At 40.3% G+C, this 19190-nt stretch carries 13 protein-coding genes; 4 read left to right on the top strand and 9 right to left on the bottom strand.

Features of this window, described 5'->3' with window-relative positions; genetic code table 11:
• Positions 1–275 precede the first annotated feature (275 nt).
• The 7 genes from ACFSR6_RS15155 to ACFSR6_RS15125 form a co-directional block, all read right to left on the bottom strand.
• Positions 276–1109, bottom strand: a complete 834-nt coding sequence (locus tag ACFSR6_RS15155; protein ID WP_379080299.1) for an energy transducer TonB — start codon at positions 1107–1109, stop codon at positions 276–278.
• A complete protein-coding gene (locus tag ACFSR6_RS15150) occupies positions 1109–1510 on the bottom strand; it encodes an ExbD/TolR family protein (RefSeq protein WP_025144642.1) in 402 nt (133 codons plus the stop codon). Before ACFSR6_RS15150 ends, ACFSR6_RS15155 begins: the two co-directional genes overlap by 1 nt.
• Positions 1510–2214 carry a MotA/TolQ/ExbB proton channel family protein gene (locus ACFSR6_RS15145; RefSeq protein WP_343522441.1) on the bottom strand — a complete coding sequence of 235 codons (705 nt, stop codon included), beginning with the start codon at positions 2212–2214 and terminating at the stop codon, positions 1510–1512. Before ACFSR6_RS15145 ends, ACFSR6_RS15150 begins: the two co-directional genes overlap by 1 nt.
• Entirely contained in the window at positions 2211–3992 is a 1782-nt protein-coding gene (locus ACFSR6_RS15140; protein WP_379080297.1) for an SPOR domain-containing protein, read from the bottom strand. The genes ACFSR6_RS15145 and ACFSR6_RS15140 overlap by 4 nt, the downstream gene beginning before the upstream one ends.
• Before the next feature lie 494 nt (positions 3993–4486).
• Positions 4487–6112 (bottom strand): LamG-like jellyroll fold domain-containing protein, encoded by a 1626-nt coding sequence (locus ACFSR6_RS15135; RefSeq protein WP_379080295.1) that lies wholly within the window; start codon positions 6110–6112, stop codon positions 4487–4489.
• 83 nt (positions 6113–6195) lie between these two features.
• Positions 6196–7830, bottom strand: a complete 1635-nt coding sequence (locus tag ACFSR6_RS15130; protein WP_379080293.1) for a SusD/RagB family nutrient-binding outer membrane lipoprotein — start codon at positions 7828–7830, stop codon at positions 6196–6198.
• Between the two features lie 18 nt (positions 7831–7848).
• Positions 7849–10962, bottom strand: a complete 3114-nt coding sequence (locus ACFSR6_RS15125; RefSeq protein ID WP_379080291.1) for a SusC/RagA family TonB-linked outer membrane protein — start codon at positions 10960–10962, stop codon at positions 7849–7851.
• A 370-nt stretch (positions 10963–11332) separates the two neighbouring features.
• Between ACFSR6_RS15125 and ACFSR6_RS15120 the strand changes: the two genes are divergently transcribed.
• Genes ACFSR6_RS15120 through ACFSR6_RS15105 form a run of 4 tightly spaced genes read left to right on the top strand, consistent with a single transcriptional unit; the run spans position 11333 to position 17764 of the window.
• Positions 11333–11983 carry an RNA polymerase sigma-70 factor gene (locus tag ACFSR6_RS15120; protein ID WP_379080289.1) on the top strand — a complete coding sequence of 217 codons (651 nt, stop codon included), beginning with the start codon at positions 11333–11335 and terminating at the stop codon, positions 11981–11983.
• Between the two features lie 35 nt (positions 11984–12018).
• Entirely contained in the window at positions 12019–13026 is a 1008-nt protein-coding gene (locus ACFSR6_RS15115) for a FecR family protein (protein ID WP_379080287.1), read from the top strand.
• Between the two features lie 32 nt (positions 13027–13058).
• Positions 13059–16160: a SusC/RagA family TonB-linked outer membrane protein gene (locus tag ACFSR6_RS15110; RefSeq protein ID WP_379080285.1), complete on the top strand. Its 3102-nt coding sequence runs from the start codon at positions 13059–13061 to the stop codon at positions 16158–16160.
• 8 nt (positions 16161–16168) lie between these two features.
• Positions 16169–17764, top strand: coding sequence for a SusD/RagB family nutrient-binding outer membrane lipoprotein (locus ACFSR6_RS15105; RefSeq protein WP_379080283.1), 1596 nt, complete (start codon positions 16169–16171; stop codon positions 17762–17764).
• A gap of 109 nt (positions 17765–17873) precedes the next feature.
• On the opposite strand, the gene ACFSR6_RS15100 is transcribed toward ACFSR6_RS15105, so the two are convergent.
• A complete protein-coding gene (locus ACFSR6_RS15100) occupies positions 17874–18119 on the bottom strand; it encodes a hypothetical protein (protein WP_379080281.1) in 246 nt (81 codons plus the stop codon).
• Between the two features lie 41 nt (positions 18120–18160).
• Positions 18161–19063 (bottom strand): class I SAM-dependent methyltransferase, encoded by a 903-nt coding sequence (locus tag ACFSR6_RS15095; RefSeq protein ID WP_379080279.1) that lies wholly within the window; start codon positions 19061–19063, stop codon positions 18161–18163.
• Between the last annotated feature and the right edge of the window lie 127 nt (positions 19064–19190).

Raw genomic sequence — 19190 nt, 5'->3', positions numbered from 1 at the left:
CCAAATATAAGTTGACTGGAGTGATTATGGAATGAAATGAGAAATATTTCTTTCGGAGTTTTTAATTTACTTTGATGGTCTGTGGAGGCACAAGACCATGGAGTAGAATAATTTAGAGTTATCGTCATGCTAAATTAATTTCAGCATCTTTTATGCTATAAAGACCCTGAAACAGATTCAGGGTGATGGGAGTAAAAAATGATCTGTAGAGATACAGAAGGCTTAAGAAACATAAAAGGCCTGTAATAAACAGACCTTTTATGTTTAATTATATTTTACTTCACTTTAAAATTAAACACCACTACACCGGTTTGATTATCGCCACCAATTTCGGTTTTACTTAAGGAAGATTCCATTACGGCTTTAATACATTTGTTTACCAGTTCGGTATCGGTAATGGTAGAGCCTTTAAGTTCCTGGTTGGCGCGGATAATATCGCCATTTCTATTGAAATAAATCCGGATAGCTATTCTGCCCGTTTTCTGTCCGTCGTCTTGTGGTACCACCAGATTGGAGAAATGTCTTAATGCAATGGGTTTATTCCCAAATCCCGAGCCGCCTTCGCCATAATTGTTAGATAGGGGATCGCCGTTAACCGAACCCTGGTTCCCTGCTGTGTTACCTGTTCCGTCTCCCTTACCCTGGCCGGTATTCTTATTACCTTTATACAATGCATTTTGATTGATTACCGGTTTTGCAGGTTTATCTTCCGTTACTGTTGTTGGTGCAACTTTAGTGGGTTTGGTCGCTTTTGTATTAACCGCAATTGCATCTTCGGTATTCTGTGTCTGGATTTCCTTGTTGCTGCTTTCAGTAGCGGTAGTTGGGGTAACCTTTTCTTCGGGTGTTACCTTTTCAGGTGCTTTACCGTTCGCATTTGGATCTGCAGATGGTTCTTCGATACTGGTATAATCATCGCCCATGCCTTCGGCCGAAGTACCATAATTTACCACCATACCACCCATACCCACTTCTTCAGGTGGCTGGAAAGAACCAATCACAATAAAAAAGCTGATCAACAACAAAAAGCCCATGATACCGCTTGCTATCGCAATGGCCTTGGGATAGTTGTTTTCTTCGTGAGGTATATTTTGTGCTTTGTAGTTCATTATTTTTTAGGCTCAACGGCTACAACAAGTTTCAATTTTAATTTATTGGCAATATCGTTTACCACAAATCCATCCTGGTACGTCACATTACGTGAAACATATAAAAGAATGGTCATATCCGGAGCCAGTTTTTGGTATGATGCCAGGGTAGGCTCCAGTTCTTCTATACTGACCGGTTTCTTTTCAACGAAATATTTAAGGTTTTCGTCTATGGTAACCGTAACTGCTTTTTTGGCTGTCGATTGCTGTCCGCTTGATGATTGCGGCAACAATAATTTAACTACAGTAGGATTTACCACGGCTGAGGCCAATAGGAAGAACAGCATCAGGAAGAACATAATATCGTTCAACGCTGAAGTATGTACTTCTACCGATCCTTTTGTTCTTTTGCGTAAATTCATTATTTGCCCGGTTCTTCTAGTAAATCAATAAAATCAATTGCATCGGTTTCCATTTTAAGGATGATTTTCTCTACCATGATGTTTAAAATGTGGTAAAGTACGTAAGCAATGATACCGATAATCAACCCGGTTGCGGACGTAATCATTTTGGTATATAAACCACCAGAAATGGTTCCGATTTCGATGGCGCCTTTAATGGATACCTGGTGGAAGATGGTAATTACCCCCACAATGGTTCCCACGAAGCCAAGCATCGGTGCAATACCGGCAACTATACCCAATATACTGATGTTTTTCTCCAGTTTGGAAACCTCTAATTTACCCACGTTTTCGATGGCTCCTTCAATATCTTTAATGGGGCGACCAATACGTTTCAAACCTTTTTGCAACATGCGCGAAAGGGGAGAATTGTTATTCCTTAAAAGAGACATGGCCCCATCTAAATTTCCCGACTGGATATAAGACCTGACCTGAACCATCAGATTGGCTTCATCTTTAGTGGCTTTTTTTATGGTTAAATAACGTTCTACAAAAATAATTAAAGCTAAAAAGGCAAGGAAAGCCAAGGGGATCATTACCCAGCCTCCCTTAAAAAGAAGGTCAATAAAATGTAATTGTTCCTGTGGTTGTGTTACTGCCTGATTTAGTGCATTTGCGGTGTCTTGTAATGCTTTTGTTGTGTCTTGAATTAATAAATTTATCATTTTGGTTGTGTGTTGTTAAAAATCTGCTGTACGTAAAAGCCTTTTCCTTTTAGTTTTTTCTGTAAAACCTCTTTTTGTGCTCTTGCTTCTTCTTCTGTTGCAAAGCTTGCTATACTTACCTTTTTCCACGGACCGGCCATATTTGCAATTTTAGCATTTATGCCATGGGTCTTCATGAAGGCAATGTATTTTTCGGCTCCTTCAACTGTTTTATACGAGGCTGCAATAACATCAAACGTAGAAGGACCACGGTTTGGTACAATCTTATCGTCTTTTGGTTTTTCAACAGGAGAGGTAACTGCTGTTTTTCCTACCGGTTTACCTGTTGCTTTTGCATTTGTGTCTGTTTTCTTCTGAACCTGATTGGCTTTTAAAATGCTGTCGGTTTTGGCAATAGAATCGCTTTTTATTTTGGCCGAGTCGACAGTCACTTTTGGAGAATCGATAATAACAGGTGCTGCTTTTGCTACCTCGGTTTTTCTGTTAAAAATCTCAGGCTTAATTAAATACGTAATGGCAGCAATAATCACCAAAATCAAAATAACGATGGTTACTTTTAACCAGGCAGACATACCGGGTTGAGGTTCCTGATCGTGTACAATCGGATCGTGGCCAAAACGGTTCGGATGCTCGGCATGTTGCTCCTTAATAAAGGCAGGTGCTTCTATTACTGGTTCGGTATGTTTAACCTCTTCTTCCAGGTGAAGGTAAGTTTTTGGCGCTTCAGTTTCTGTCCGCAGTGAGAAACGGCCAGTATATTCCCTTTGCGGTACAACTGTTTCGATAGCCTCAGCCGGATCTTTTTCCCCTTCCGATTCCGGTGTATGTCCAAAACGTCCGGGATTTTCTTCGTGCTGCTCCACAACAGATTCGGGAACTTCAACTGTCGGCTCATCAACAGTTGCCAGAGCTTCAGGTACTGTTGCATTTTCTTCTACTTCACTTTCTGTTTCAACAGGTGATGTAGTTTCGTCAACCTGAGGCTCTTCTGAAATATTTTCTACTTCCTGTTCTGTTGTATTTTCAGGAGTTTCTATTTTATTTTCCTGCTCAGTAAGTGGTGCAGCTTCAGCTGCCAGTTGTTCAGCGGCGACATTTTCTATTTCCGATTCCGGTGCATGTCCAAAACGGTTTGGATGTTCTTCATGCTGTTCCTTTATAAAATCTGGTGCTTCGGTAATTTCTTCTGCATGGCTTTCTGAATGTTGTAAAGTATGTTTAAGGTCATCCTTTACTTCATCCAATTCTATATTTTCAATTACAGGATGATGGTAAGATTTATTTTGGAATGGAGAAGGTGCTGCTGGTGCTTCGGCAATTTCATCATACACTTCTTCCTCATCTTTCGTTAAATCTGCTTTTAATTCTTCTGTTGCAGTTTCTGGTAAAGTGGGCAGGCCGTAATACTCAGATCCATAATTGATGTTCTTTATCGGTTCGAAATCAAGTCCCTGTTCGGTAAAAAATAAACGACCGGTTTTATCCAGTTCGATTTCATGGTCTAACTCCAGTTTTTGGTTTACCTCATTAACAAACTGTTCAATATAATATTTGGCACTCTCATTAGAGATATTTCTCTTAACGGAAATGAAATCCACAAGGGCTTCTTCTCCGGTTACTTCGGTCGAAAACTGCAGTGTATATCCGGGAGGTAAAAACGTTTGTTTTTCCTTATCGTATCTTCCAGGGTATTTTTTTTTATAAAAAGTGCCCAAGCCGGTAATACCAACTTCTTTGCGTTGTTGCAAGAGTTCTAATAGGTATGATAAGATATCCATTCGGATAAAATTAAGCGTTTTAAAATTAAAAATTGTATTCTACCTTTAAATAGTGTTAAGGGTGTATTAAACATCCTATCCCAAAAAGGAAATAAAACGGGTACAGTTTTGTTATTTTGATCCTGAGAAAAATCAATTTTCTAAACCAATACCTGTATCCGTGCAAAGATAACGGTTACAAAGATAGAAATGGTATGCTAGTAAGCAAATGGCTAAATCGATATAATAGCGAATTCGGAGATAAGGCCTAAGCAACAGAAGCGTTTTGCGGTAAAAAAGCTTGTGTAGAAATAAAGATTGTGTTATCAAAATAGGCTGTATCATATTAACCTTGCAGTATACTACAACTTCTACAAAGTGTCTTTATCCTGAATTTATTCGAGGATATTTCCTGCTCATGTAAACGTTATGCTCGTCCCATCAACGAACCTTATATACCATTTGATCTTTGATACAGCCTATTAAGTTTTCGCGTTAATTTATAGGTGTAGGGGCTACAAACAAGGAACTGTTGTAGACCAATCGCTACTCTCCATGTTCAGTAAACTAGCGGTGTGGCCATGTCCGGTTGCATCGGCCACAGTGGTTCCGGTTCCTTCATCAAATTTCCAATAAGCCTCTAAATTGGCACTCGTTGCACTCACACTGCACTTATTGGCCGAAATTGCCGACTGTGCCAACGCTGATTTCCAAACCCGCAATTCGTCGAACTGGCCGTTAAAACCACGGTTGGCATCCCAGCTTCTCGAAATCTGGAATGTGCCATTGGCGACGATAGTACCCGTTGCACTCATGCTGGCATCTAAAGTTCCATTGATATAGATTTTCATAGTTGAGCCATCATAAGTGGCTGCAATATGATACCAGGTATTGGCACTTAGTGCGGTGGTAGAATTTAGTTTTTTAGGCGTTGCACCACCTGTATTGAGCACAAACTGAACTTTATTGTTGGCTAAACCGGCATCACCTAAACGGAGCAAAGCCACATTGGCGTCGCTCACTTCGACACCCATAATGGTGGAGATATTTGGAGCAGTAGTTTTAAAGGCTGTTGGCTTAATCCATGCTTCGTAAGTTAAGCTGGTCCCTGCAAGGTTAAAGGTATTTGAATTTAAGTACTCATTTGTACCATCGAAAATCAATGAGCGGTTTGCAGCTGGTGGAGGGGTACCTCCATTACCATCAATACAATTTGGTTTCACATCAGTTGAAGCACCGTAAAGTACGTTAGACATGGCAGATAATTTAGTTTGTGAATTGTTGGCCACATTGTAAACCATCGCACTGGCCAAACCATTGTTTTTTACATAGGTGGCTACTGCAGCCTGGTCGCTATTGCCTAAATCGGTACCTAAGCCTAATTTACTTTTTGGCACACCGGCGTTGATATAAGGCTGCAAACGACCAGCGTAATTGGTCGAGAAATAAGTTTGCTCAAATACATAATCTAATATATCACCCAGTTTTTGGTTGTTATAGGTAGAAGTAAAATAATTGGCCTGGTTAAATGCAGCCATAGTAATGAGTTTGCCGGTCCCCATGCGTGCCCTGAGTGCTGCTGCAGCAAGAACCAATGAACCATCATTTGCGGTACAGGTAGAATATTCATCATCAATATCAATTCCATCTAAACCATATTGCTGTACTGCATTGGCGCACTGAATGGCAAAGGCATCGGCCTGGGCATAAGAGGTAAAACAGCCCCAGCCCGCATTTTGATGGTTTCCGAGCACATCGAGTAGAACTTTTATTCCTAACGATTTAAGGTAAGCTACCTTGCCAGAATTTAAAGTTTCCTGTACCTGTGGATTGAAGTAAAGCGTAGGTGTGCCATTTACCGAATTGATATTGGCTGCGAAAATTACAGAAATACCAAATAGCTGGTTGGCAGAAGTGCCATAGGTATAACAACCCGGATTTACAAAATTGTTGCTGTTTACTTCTACATAAGCGGTCATGAATGGACCGGTTAATGTCAGGGCAGAGGCATTGGTTGCGGCTCTGGCTGTTCCCTTGGCGTTAAGTAGGTTGTCTTCTTTTTCAGAACTAGCTTTTTTACAAGCATACAACAAGGCGAAAGCTGTTAACAGCAGTACGCCGAAAACGGTTAGTTTTCTCATAGGTTTAAAAAATTTTGGTTAGAAATTGATTTTATAAAACGGTAGGATGATGCAAATCACCCTACCGGTAATGCTCGTTGTGATTAGAAATTTCCTTTATTCACATCCCACCATAATCTGGTACCGCCATTGTCAAGTCCACCTAAAAGGCCAACCGCTTTAACAACCTCGGCGCTGTTTCCGTTACCATATTCGGTTGCAGGATATGGTAATCTTCTGATCTGGGTTTGTGTATTTATAGCTCCACTGCTGTTATTATTAGCTACAGTGAATAATTTAGGATAACCTGTACGTCTGTATTCGCTCCAGGCTTCCTGTCCGTCAGGGAAAATGGCCAGCCATTTTTGGGTGATAATCCGTTCCAGTTTTTGTTCATTGGTAGCTGTAGGGTCCCATTTAATGGTAATATTACTTACCGCTGCAGCATTATTTGCAGGGTTTTTCGGATCTGTATAACTAGTTTGCTTGCTGCTTGCATCAGCAAGATAACTGCCAACGGCAACATTCCATTGCTGGAAAGATGTGGTAATACCCGTTTCATAATTGGTTTGCGCATCTCCGGCACCGGTCCAGCCACGTAAGGCGGCTTCGGCTTTCAAAAACCATACTTCTGCAGCGGTCATTAAAATCTGTGGTGCTTTTTGTCCGATAACTGATTTCGTCGGATCTGTAGAATTCAGGCTGGAATAGGTTTTGTATCCTGGTTTGCCCAAACCGTTAGATGAAGTGTTTGCCCCCGATCTGATCCCCACATATTGGCCCTTAAATAAGGGATCGGTAGCAGGTGTAGCATAAACAGGCAAACGCGGATCATTATACCCCACTAAATAGGTTTGCAAGGCTGCACCCAACGCATTATCGCCATCGTAAGCAACGGTAACTATCCATAAGTCATTATCTCTTGTGCCAGACTGTGCTACTGCAGCATTATCTGCTGCAGTGGTTAATAAACCACCAGGTGCACTCAATGCTTTTTCACCCTGTAATTTGGCTGTAGTGGCATCGGCTTTAACAATACGCATAGCTAAACGTAAACGTAAGGAATTGGCCAGTTTTAACCATTTTACAGGATCACCTGCATAAATCAGATCACCTTTGTCGTAAAAAGCAGTTTTGCCCGGATTTGCGCTGATGTATGCCTGTAAGTTATTGGCTGCTGTATCTATTTGCTTAAAAAATGCATCATAAATTGTTTTCTGATCATTGTACGGTGTCGAAACCAGTGATGATCCGGCCGTAGTATACGGAATAGGACCGAACTTATCCGTTACCCTGCTCATGGCCATTACCTGAACCAAAAGGGCAATTCCCCAGGCCTCGGGCGATTTGGTTTTAACCTGGCTCTGACCAATTTTGGCGATCGGCGCCATTACATAATTGTACTGGTCGTTAAAACCGGCACTATTCCAGCCATCATTCAGCGAGTAGTTCATATTATTAATCCCTCCGCCAAAAGGTGTAGGTGCCATCATATAACCACTAAAGGCATCAGCACCCAGGTTTTGTGCAATCTGATAGTTATGGAAAATCTCCTGCTCAATCGGGCCAATCGCCGATTTTAAAAGCGAAGTGGTCTGCTCAGGAGAAAGTGCTGTCGGATTGGTGTTAAAATCTTCAAAGTTTTTTGTACATCCAAAATTTAAGGCCATTAAAGATGCCAGCAAAACAGCCGACAATCCTTTAATCCTGTTATTTGATGATTTATATATAGTTTTCATGTTGTTTTTTGAATAGAATTAAAATGATACGTTTAGATTGAAACCTAAACTGCGGGTAGCAGGCTGGTTAAAAACGTCTATACCCGATAAGCCATTCCCGGTTGACATGGTGATCTCTGGATCGAAAGGAGCTTTTTTATAGAAATAAAACAGGTTTCGGCCGGTAACAGAAAATTTAACACTTTTAAATGTTTTACCAGTTAAAGGCAGGGTATAGCCTAAAGCAGCTTCTCTTAAACGTACAACCGTTGCACTATAGATATATTCGCCTGATACGCCTGATCTGCCACCAACAAACGAATAATAAGCTTGTGGGTTAACTGTTGTTGATACTGCATTACCTTTGGTGTCTACTCCATTAATTTTAACACCACCCTGAGCCCTTGCATTACCGGTCGCTTCAGATACACCTGCTTCGTCCATTAAGGCTTCGGTAAGCGATAATACCTGACCGCCGAATTTGCCGTCAACCAGGAAACTTAAGCTAAAATCCTTATAATTGAAACTGTTGTTCCATCCCAACTGGAATTTTGGATTAGGATTGCCTACGTAATTAAATTCTGTACTTTTTAGCGGTGTATATGGCGAAGCAGTGGTCCCATCTCCACCTAATATGATGCGGTTCTGTGCATCTCTTTGCAGAGTATAGCTATAAATATCGCCATAAGAACCACCTACTTTTAACCTCGAAATATAAGAAGTATTACCGGCACCAGTTAAATCTACACTGTTGATTTTATCGGCCGAAGCGATATCGATTATTTTGTTTCTGTTTAATGAACCGTTTACTGAAGTATTCCAGTTTAATCCGTCACCTTTTACAACATCGGCACCTAAAATAAACTGGAAACCTTTGTTTTCTACATTACCTGCATTCAGGTATCCTGTTGATACCAGTGAAGAAGGAGGCGCAACTACAGGGATATATTGGTTTTTGGTATTGGTTTTATAGTAGGTGAAGCTGAAATTAATTCTGTTTGATAAGAAACGTAAATCGGTACCAACCTCGAATGATTTTGTTCTTTCAGGCTTTAACTCCCTGAATGCTGCATTGGTATTAAAATTTAACGCACCGTCTGATTTTAAGGTGTTTTGGATAAAAGTAAGATACGGAGGTACAGTATTTCCAACTTCTGCATAAGTGCCTCTTAATTTGGCATAAGTAATGGCTTCAGGAAGTTTGAACATCTGCGAAACGATAAATGATAAACCTACTGATGGATAGAAATAAGAATCGTTTGGTGTATAAGATAAGTTAGAAGACCAATCGTTTCTGCCGGTTACAGTTAAGAAAGCCCAATCTTTATAAGAAATATTGGCGTTACCAAATACGGCCTGTAACTGGCTATGGTTAGGAACAATTGGTACCACATTACTCAATGTATTTCCGGTAAAGGTACCCGGCAGGGCAACAATGGTGTTAGCTGGCGAAAAGAAATCGACTGCCGAAAGGTTGCCTGCCAAAGATAAACCTGAAGTTTTCTGATCGTTAATACTTCCACCGATTAATCCATTCACTTTAAAATCAGATCCAGTCATCGGAACGGTAAAATTGGCAATTGCATCTACATATTTCTGTACATAAGTTTGGTTGCTCTGTGCAAAATAACCTGTTCCGGTAGAGTTGAAATTGGTTGCAATACCCGAATACCTACGGTTTTCATAATCATCCGTAGTGCGGTCCATATTTCCCCTAACCTGTACATTTAACCATGGAGCAACATCGTATTTAACACTTCCACTCAATAAAAAACGGTTACGGATTGATGTATTTGGGTTCAAATTAGTTAGCCACCATGGATTTTGGTTAATGTCTTGCGGACCGCCCAGCCAGTTTTGGCGTGCGCTGCCTGTATTACCAGCCAATAAATACTGATCTTTATATGGGGTAATATCAACCCCTCTGGGGAAAAGGTATAAACCCAATAATGGATTTAAATATAAACCTAAAGAAGGGCTGTTGTTGATCCGTTGATTGATGTAGTTCACACTTCCATCTACCGTTAACTTATTATTGAAAAACTTGGCCGTTTCGCGGAGGTTTAAGTTGTTCCGGTTTAACTTATTGCCCGGTTGAATACCACTGGCATAGGTGTTTGAATATGAAAAATAGGTTTGTGCTATTTCAGAACCGCCCGATAGATTTATCGCATTTGAGGTATTAATCCCCGTTTTGAAAAAATCTTTTAAATTATCCGTTGTATTGCTGATTCCTCCACCCCAGCTATCCCTTACCGTCGTAGATGATGGTCCGTAACTGTTCTGGAACTTTGGCTCGTAAGCAATATGATCAATGGTTATGCCCGATGAAAAACCTATTTCGGTTTTACCCGCTTTTCCCTGTTTAGTAGTAATTAAAATTACACCATTCTGTGCCTGACTACCGTAAAGAGCCGCTGCTGATGCACCTTCTAAAACCGTAATACTTGCAATATCATCAGGATTAAGGTTAGATATACCATCGCCACCATCCTGACCGCCTCCAAATACACTGTTCTGCTGGCCATTGGCATTACCGTTATTACTGATTGGTACCCCATCAATTACATATAGGGGCTGGTTATTTCCACTTACTGAACGGCTTCCTCTTAAAATTACTTTTGCCGAACCACCAACACCCGATGCACTTGGGCTAATGGTCAAGCCTGCAACTTTACCGTTAAGGGAGTTCATTAAGTTGGGGCTCTTTACTTTTGATAATTCTTCGCCCGATACCTGTTGCGTATTATAGGTTAATGATTTTTCTGATCTTTTTACCCCTAACGCCGTTACTACAACCGTTTCAAGATTTTTAGAATCAGGGGTTAAAGTAACATCAATTGTACCCTGCGCCCCCACGGTAACTTCTTTGCTCTGGTAGCCGATAAAAGAAAACACCAAAACATCGCCTGTTTTAGCGGCAATACTGTATTGCCCTGAGGTATTACTTTGAGTGCCGCCCTGTGCTCCCTTTATGGTAATGGTTACACCCGGTAAAGTTGCGCCGTTTTCGTCTTTTACGGTCCCTTTTATCACATCCTGGTAAACCGAGTGGTAGGAAACTGACCGTTTAAAATGATCTGCTGGAGTAGCTGCATACAGACCCGCCGATGCATAAAGCAATAAGCATGTGAGCTGTAGAGATTTTTTCATATTCATTATGAATAATTTTGAATAAGTATTTGGTTAATTATTTTTCGCCTTACGGATTTCCGTCCGGGCTGTTTTATAGATAAGAGTATTATGCTCACATAAATTGCCTACAAGAAAATTGAAATATTTTAAAATATTTTTTTCGTGGCGATATGGAGTGTCTTAAATTTCTCTATTGCGATCAGGCGCTCTGAGCGGTACCATTTACAGATGTGAAGAGGAAAGTTGGCTTTAGGGGTAAGAAATAAATAATCTGCACATAATTGCTCATCAATTGAAGAAGCTTTTTTGGATAAATGACCAAAATAATACGGATTTTTATAATTGAATATTTTTATTACCTTACATTTGATTCATCAAACTAACCAAGTTGAAAGCAGCTAAGCCAGATCTAGTCGTTTTATGGAATAAGATTTGCCTCGAGGATGATATAAAATCTTTTGAGCAGCTTTACCGCTTTCTGTACACCCGGTTAATCAGATTTTCTATTTACTATGTGATAGATAAACAGGTTGCAGAAGACCTGGTTGCAGAGGTATTCGTTAAATGCTGGGAAAACAGGACCACAAGTGCCCACGTGCTAAACCCGGAAAGTTACCTTTTTATCGCGGTAAAAAATCAATCGCTAAAGTACCTTAAAAAAAATTCCTCCATTACGTTTATCGATTTAGTTGATGCTGAAGATGATGTTTCGGTAACAACGCTAACGCCGGAGTATATTATGGAAACCAAAGAACTGCATCGGCAACTTGATTTTGCCATTGCAGGTTTGGCACCACAGGCGGCCACTGTTTTCAGGTTAATAAAAGAAAGCGGAATGAAGTACAAAGAAGTGGCAGAGCTGTTGGATATCTCACCCCGAACCGTGCAGACCCAATTGTTCAGGGCCATCGCAAAACTCCGTATGGTATTGCTGCCTTTAAACGATAAGGGGACCGACGAAAAAAAACTGGGAAAACTGATCTCCCTGATTATCTTAGCAAGTAATTATCTTTTTTATATTATTTGTAGGCAATTTTAACGGAAAAAGGAACATACAATAAAGGACGGGAAAAAATGACAGATCAAAGATTTACAGAATTGCTTGGAAAACAATTGGCCGGTGAAATTTCGCCGGATGAATCTGTAGAACTGAAATCTATTTTAGCTGACAATGCCTCCTTTAGAATGGAATATGATCGCTTACAAACTTATTTTGAAGCTGAAACGGCTGAAGATGAAAATATTGATCAGGTATTTGACCGGATCAGATCCCAAATTACAGTTCCAGGTGAATCGGATTTAAAAGTTGTCAGAAATAAGCCTTACCACACCTGGTTAAAAATCGCAGCAGTTATAGCTGTTGTTATTGCTGGTATACTGATATACAGCAGAGAAGCTATTTTCTTTAATAAAACAGGCCAATTGGTTTTAACACAGGTGATAACCAAAGCCACAGAGGTGAAAACCATCATACTGGCCGATGGCTCTACTGTAAAAATGAATTCGGGAAGCAGCTTAAAGTACCCAAATCATTTTACTGCAAATACCAGAGATGTTTACTTATCAGGTGAAGCATTTTTTGATGTTAAAAAGGATCCCGAACATCCTTTTATTGTACACACAGAACAACTGGCTGTAAAAGTGCTGGGTACTGCATTTGATGTTAAAGCTTACCAGAACGATACTTTTACCGAAACTACCCTAATCAGGGGGAAAGTATCTGTCACAATAAAAAATAATGCAGCACAAACTTTTATTTTAAAGCCAAACGACAAATTTACGCTTACAGGTGGTAAAGCAAGCATGGGTCAGCTCAGCCACTTTAACGATACCGACCGTATATTGGAAACTGCATGGACAAACCATGAGCTTATTTATAAAAACAATAGTTTTGACGAAGTTGCTAAGCTTTTTGAACGTTGGTACGGTGTAAAAATAGCCTTTAAAGATCCTGGGCTGAAAACGGTTAAATTTACAGGGCACATAGATAAGGAAACCCTTACTGAAGCCTTAAATGTATTAAAGCTGATCGAAAATTTCAATTATTCAATTGAAGGCAAAAATGTGTATATCTACCGTTAACACAAACAATTAAGCAATGTATATTTGTAGCCATGAATTGTGCGCAGAGAACCATATTGTTAATTGCATTGATGTTTCCGCTATGTGCCAGTGCGCAAACCAAAGTTACCTTAAATTTTAATAACGCAAGTTTTGAGCAGGTTGTAGAAGCCATACAGCAACAAACTATTTATCATTTCGCCTACAGCGAATCTAAAATCCCTAAACATCAGGTATCCATTAAAGTAGAAGAAGAAGAGGCCATAAAGGTAATCGGTCAACTTCTGCTGCATAGTGGTTATGGCTACACTGTTCTTCCCAATAATTTAATTGTAATCAGGAAAGATACCGAGGTGAAAACAGGATTAGATAGTGTCCGTTTTTTAAAAGAGGTAGTAATTACAGCCTTGGGTATCGAAAAAGATAACCGGAAAGTAGGTTATGCCCTCACTACTATTAAAGGGTCCTCTATTACCAAAGCAAGAGAAAGCAATATGATTATGATGTTGCAGGGTAGGGTAGCGGGACTGAATATTGTAGGGGTAAATGGCGGTCCCGGGTCTGCGGCACGCATACTGATCCGTGGTGTTTCCAGTATGACGGCTGCCTCTCCGTTATTTATCGTAAACGGAGTGCCCATAGATAACAGCATCAGGGGCAGTGCAAATGAATATGGCGGGGCCGATTATGGCGATGGAATTAGTAATATCAACCCTGATGATATTGAAACCATTACCATACTGAAAGGTTCGGCCGCTTCTGCTTTATACGGTGCCAGGGCTGCAAACGGGGTGATCCTCATTAATTTGAAAAGTGGTGGGGAAAATGCTAAACCAAAGCTTGAATACAATACAAATTTAGCCTTCGATGTGCCGGTTAATTCAACCGGTTTTCAATATCTGTATGGACAGGGTACTCAGAACAAGCGTCCTGCCGATAGGTACAATGCCATTTCAACAGGTTTATTAAGCTGGGGCGAAATAATGGATGGCAAATTAACCGCGCAGGTTGATGGTTCTATGCAACCCTATTCGCCTGTTAAAAACAACATCCAAACCTTTTACCGCACCGCCCCCGCTTTTATTAATACACTTTCAGTGGTTGGCGGAAATACCAGAAATAATTACCGTGTTTCGGTTTCTAATCTAGATTACAATTCTATTTTAACCAATGGATCTTTAAACCGTAAAACATTAAACTTTTATGGTATGGTGGCATTAAGCCCTAAAATATCGTTAAGTTTTACCGGGAATTATATTTACGAAAAAAATAAGAATAAAAGCTACCTCAGTGATGGTCCTTTAAACGCAAATTATGGTATTTCGGCGCTTGCCACAAGTTTAAATCAATCGATACTGGCGCCAGGTTTTGACGCACAAACGGGCTTTGAAAGCCGGTGGAATGCAGATGAATATAAAACCAACCCTTATTTTTTAATGAATAAGCAGGCAGATCATGCCAATAGAAACCGCTACATCACTTCTGCCGTATTAAAATATAAGCTGGCCAGCTGGGCATCATTTCAGGGGCGGATAGGTTACGATTCGAGTAAAGACGAGGTGGTGAGTGTGCTACCTACCGGGATCGCATTTTCAATTAACAGGCAGGGCGGAATGAATGCTTACGATCAAATCCAAACTTCAGAATTAAATAGCGATATTTTGTTCAGCGCTACCCGGAACTTCGGCGATAACTGGAATCTCGAATTTTCGGCAGGTGCAAATTACCGCGAAAGAAGGGGGAACAGCGAAAAACTGAAAGGATCGCAGTTTAAAGTGCCTTATCTTTATATTCCCGAGAACCTGATTACGAGTACAAAAACGCGGACCATTTCCAGAATTGTAACCGAATCGGCGTATTATACAGCTGATGTGAGCTATCAACGTTATCTTAATTTTTCTGTTACCGGACGTTACGATATTTATTCCACCTTACCTGCAAACAACCGGGGTATATTTGTACCGGGTGTATCAGGAAATTTTATTTTTTCGGATCTATTGAACTGGAAAAGTCTGGATTTTGGTAAACTGCGTTTAGATTTTGCCAAAACCAGTGGTGAACCCATCGTACCCTACACTACACAAATCTACTACACCGTAGATAATCAGGTAAACGGCACTCCTGTTGGCAGCTTTTCCGGCGATTTGCCCAACTACAATCTAAAACCCTTTACCTTAAACGAAATAGAAGCAGGCCTCGATCTTAAGTTTTTCAACAGCCGTATCGATATCGATTTTACCTATTTCAATCGCACTACCCGAAATGAAATTATCAATGCAAAACAATCTGTTACCACAGGCTTTACTTCGGCTTATGTTAATCTTGGCGAAACCCGCAATGCAGGTATGGAACTTGCATTAGGTTACACCCCCATCCTCACTACAACCAGCAAATGGAAGGTTAACTTTAATTTAACCAAAGTAAAAAATACCCTACTTTCTATTGATGGAAACAGTAATTATACCCTTACAGGCACATACAGGCCCTTAAATGCCAATACGGCCCTTGTGGTAGGTAAACCTATTACGCAAATCATGGCTTATGATTACCTGCGTGATGCCAATGGGAATATTGTTATCGGATCGGATGGAATACCCAAAAGAGGTAATTTTATCCCAATGGGCGGTACCATGCCAACTTTATACGGAGGAATCACCAATAGTTTTAATTACGGGCAATTCAGTTTTTCTTTCCTGGTCGATTACCGTTTCGGTAATAAAATCCTATCGGCAACAGAATACTACAGTTATGTACTTGGTTTAAATAAGGCTACTTTGCCAGGCAGGGAAACAGGCATTGTGGCCGATGGAGTGATGGAAAACGGACAAAAAAACACCATTAATGTTCCGGCTTATGCCTATTACCCGGAACTTGCTACCAATATTTCGGCCTTATCGGTGCTTAACGGCAGTTTTATTAAGTTGAGACAGGCAACAATTGGCTACACGTTTAGCGAACGTTTCTTAAAAAAAACGCCATTTAGCAATATAGCGGTCGACCTGGTGGCGCGGAATCTGTTTACCCTCCTTAAATATACTAAAAACATAGATCCTGAGTCGCAGTTTTCCCCTACACTTGGTTATGCAGGGATAGAAGGGGCCTCGTTACCGGCAACACGTATGTTTGGGATCAATTTTAATTTTAAATTCAAATAAGGTTAGCCATGATAAAGTTGTGTATAGTTGGTTTTTTGATCCTGATTTTGATGGGCAGCTGTTCCAAGACGGCGTTGGATCAGATTAATACAGACCCAACCAAACTTACCGAACGTAATTACGATCCAAATAGCCTGCTTGCACAGGCACAGTTAAAATACGCCAATTTGGGTTATTATCAGCTTTTGTACCAGAGTACCATGATGCAGTTACTTGCCTCAACCTACTATTATTACAACAACGGCGATAAGTATATCAATGTAGGCAGTTTTACCGATTATCAGGGGCGTATTTTTGATGAAGGGTATACAGATGCTTCCTATATCAGGGAGATGCAAAGACTGGCCAGGTTAAAAGATACCGAAGCATATAAAAATCTAATCGCGATAGGTGATATCATGTTTGTGCTAATTTTGCAAAGAATTACCGATACTTATGGCGATGTGCCATACTCGCAGGCGGTTAAAGCAATGCAGGGTATTAAGTATCCGGTTTATGACCGTCAGGAGGATATTTATACCCAGATGCTGGCTGACCTTGAAGGTGCCATAGCCAAATTAGATGCAGAAAAACCCGGTCCAACAGCCGATCTTTTTTACAAGGGAGATATTAACAAATGGAAAAGATTTGGGTATTCTTTAATGCTGCGGCTGGCCATGCGATTAACCAAAGCTGATCCGGAAAAAGCCAGAATGTGGACCGAAAAAGTGGCAGGCAAAACCTTTACCAGCATTAATGACAATGCAATTCTTTTAACCGATGCTTCTTCTTTTAATAGCCAGAATGGAACATCACTTGCTTTAAGAACCTATTCAGATTACCTGGAGGTTCGGTGGAGCAAAACCTTAATTGACCAATTACGGAACAGCAGCGACCCCAGGCTGGGCATTATAGGCGAAATACCAAAAGATGGTCTGGCTAAAAATGCAGATCAGGATCTGGGCGGAAATACAGATGAGGCCATACAACTGGGGATGCCAAACGGGTACGACCTGCTGGGTGGCGATACCGATATCAGCCGTTCGCCAGGTTATCCGGGTGGTACCGGTAGTGCCAATGATTTTGCCCCGCTTGGTAAATATTCGAGGCCACGTACTGCTTTATACCTTAAATTAGGTGGACCGATTTTTATTCTCAGTTATGCTGAAATTGAATTTTTGCTGGCCGAAGCAAAGGTGAGGGGCTGGAATATAAACGGAGACGCAAATCTGCATTATACAAATGGGATAACCGGTGCTATACAATCGCTGGCACAGCTTGATCCTTTGGCTTCGGTAGATGCAAAAAAGATCAATGATTTTGTAAACCGGAACACACTTGACGAAAGCAACACGCAAAATGCACTTAATGCCATTAATACACAATATTGGATAGCAACCGGTACCAATTTTAATTTTATAGAAGCCTGGTTAAATTGGAAAAGGAGCGATTATCCAAAACTTACGCCGGTTAATTATAAAGGTAATGTAACCCAAGGTACTATACCTAGACGGTTAATTTACCTTTCAACAGAGGTTCTGAATAATCCCCAGAACTATAAAGATGCGGTAGCTCGTTTAACGGGTGGCGATGTTCTTACAGCAAGGGTTTGGTGGGATAAGTGAAAAACAAGTACTAACTTTTAAAGAAAGCTGTGTGTTGCATGGGGCAGTCTTGTCCTTTGCCAGATTCCCCGCGTAAAAATGCCTGTAAATATCCGTTTTTACCCCGCTGTTATAAGTACCTGATATGTGTTTTTTCTTTCCCAAGGTTAATGCCTTTAATTATGAGGTATATGCCCATAAATAAAAGAATGGCCGCAACAAGAATACCGGTTGCAACAGGCAAAAATATAACTGCAGCATTAAAAAACTCATTCCAGTTTACGCGTAAATAGACAAAGAAAGTAAGCAGTAAAAAACCTAGCAATATCAGGGTAGCAAAAAAATAACAGGTTCTGGGAGTGGTATTGATTTTCATGTATTGTTAAAATAACTAAATGGTGGAACAATGAGCAAGATTCAATGGAGGTAAGGGTTTTGAGGAATATAAACCAAACGATAACCATTTTTTTTAAGAAGGCCAATGGTTTGCTCATCAGGGAGCTGTTTAAAAATAACAGTAGTTAATACCTGTGCAGGTAGAAACCTTAACTTTACCAGTGTATCAAAAAGAAATTTCTTCATTTTGATCAGGAAAAATTGTTTACTGTACAGATTGGTTGATATCGATTCTGCTCCCTTAAACCAGTAATTTGGATTAATTTTTTTGAAGGCGACCATAGGCAGGCCTAAACCTGCAGCCAGCTTTTCAAATTCACGCTCAGAAACTTTGTACACAAAATTTCCAACAGGTTCAAATGAAAACCGGTTTTTCCATAGCTTATTTAAAAAAAATACATTTCGCGAAAAAATATTGCTTAACAGTAATAACAGCGGCATTTTAGTTATTGGGTCTTGTGGTTCTATCACCACCACACCTAATTTGGTTACCCTGATCATCTCGTACATAGCAGCATAAGGCCTTGGAAAATGGTGGTAGGACTCTTTACAGAGTACATAATCGAAACTGTTATCATGCTGCGTGAGTTTTTCTGCATTCTCTGCAGCACAGGTATTAATGATCCCCTCTTTTAATGCAATGGTTAAAAAATCGGTATTAAGATCGGTTGCCAGTGCATGGTTACCGGAGCGCAGGATGTACTGTGCATCAAATCCGTAGGCGTCTCCAACGGTGAGCCAATTCATGTATTTTTTAGCCAGGAGCGGATCGAGGCAGCTGAAAAATAGCTGTTGAAGCCAGTAGTCAACATTGTTTTTTCCTGTAGCCTTTATTTTTTTATAATGATCGCTTTTAGCACTTTCAGATGGGAAATGTTCATTGTACCATTCGTTGTGTCTGTTATAGCTTTCATTGTGGCGCATAGTTTTTTGATTTATAGAGTATACGGCCCCATCGCGCAAAACGCTTGGTAGAAAAATAAAATGCAGAAATAAAAAATAAATTAATTTTAACCCAGCGTTTTTAATACTTACTGCGTAACCTTATTAG

It is taken from the genome of Pedobacter vanadiisoli (assembly GCF_042684385.1).
In the GTDB taxonomy this organism is placed as follows: Bacteria; Bacteroidota; Bacteroidia; order Sphingobacteriales; family Sphingobacteriaceae; genus Pedobacter; species Pedobacter vanadiisoli.
The sequence above is the reverse complement of the archived record's forward strand: the minus strand, read 5'-3'. Positions and strand labels throughout refer to the sequence as shown.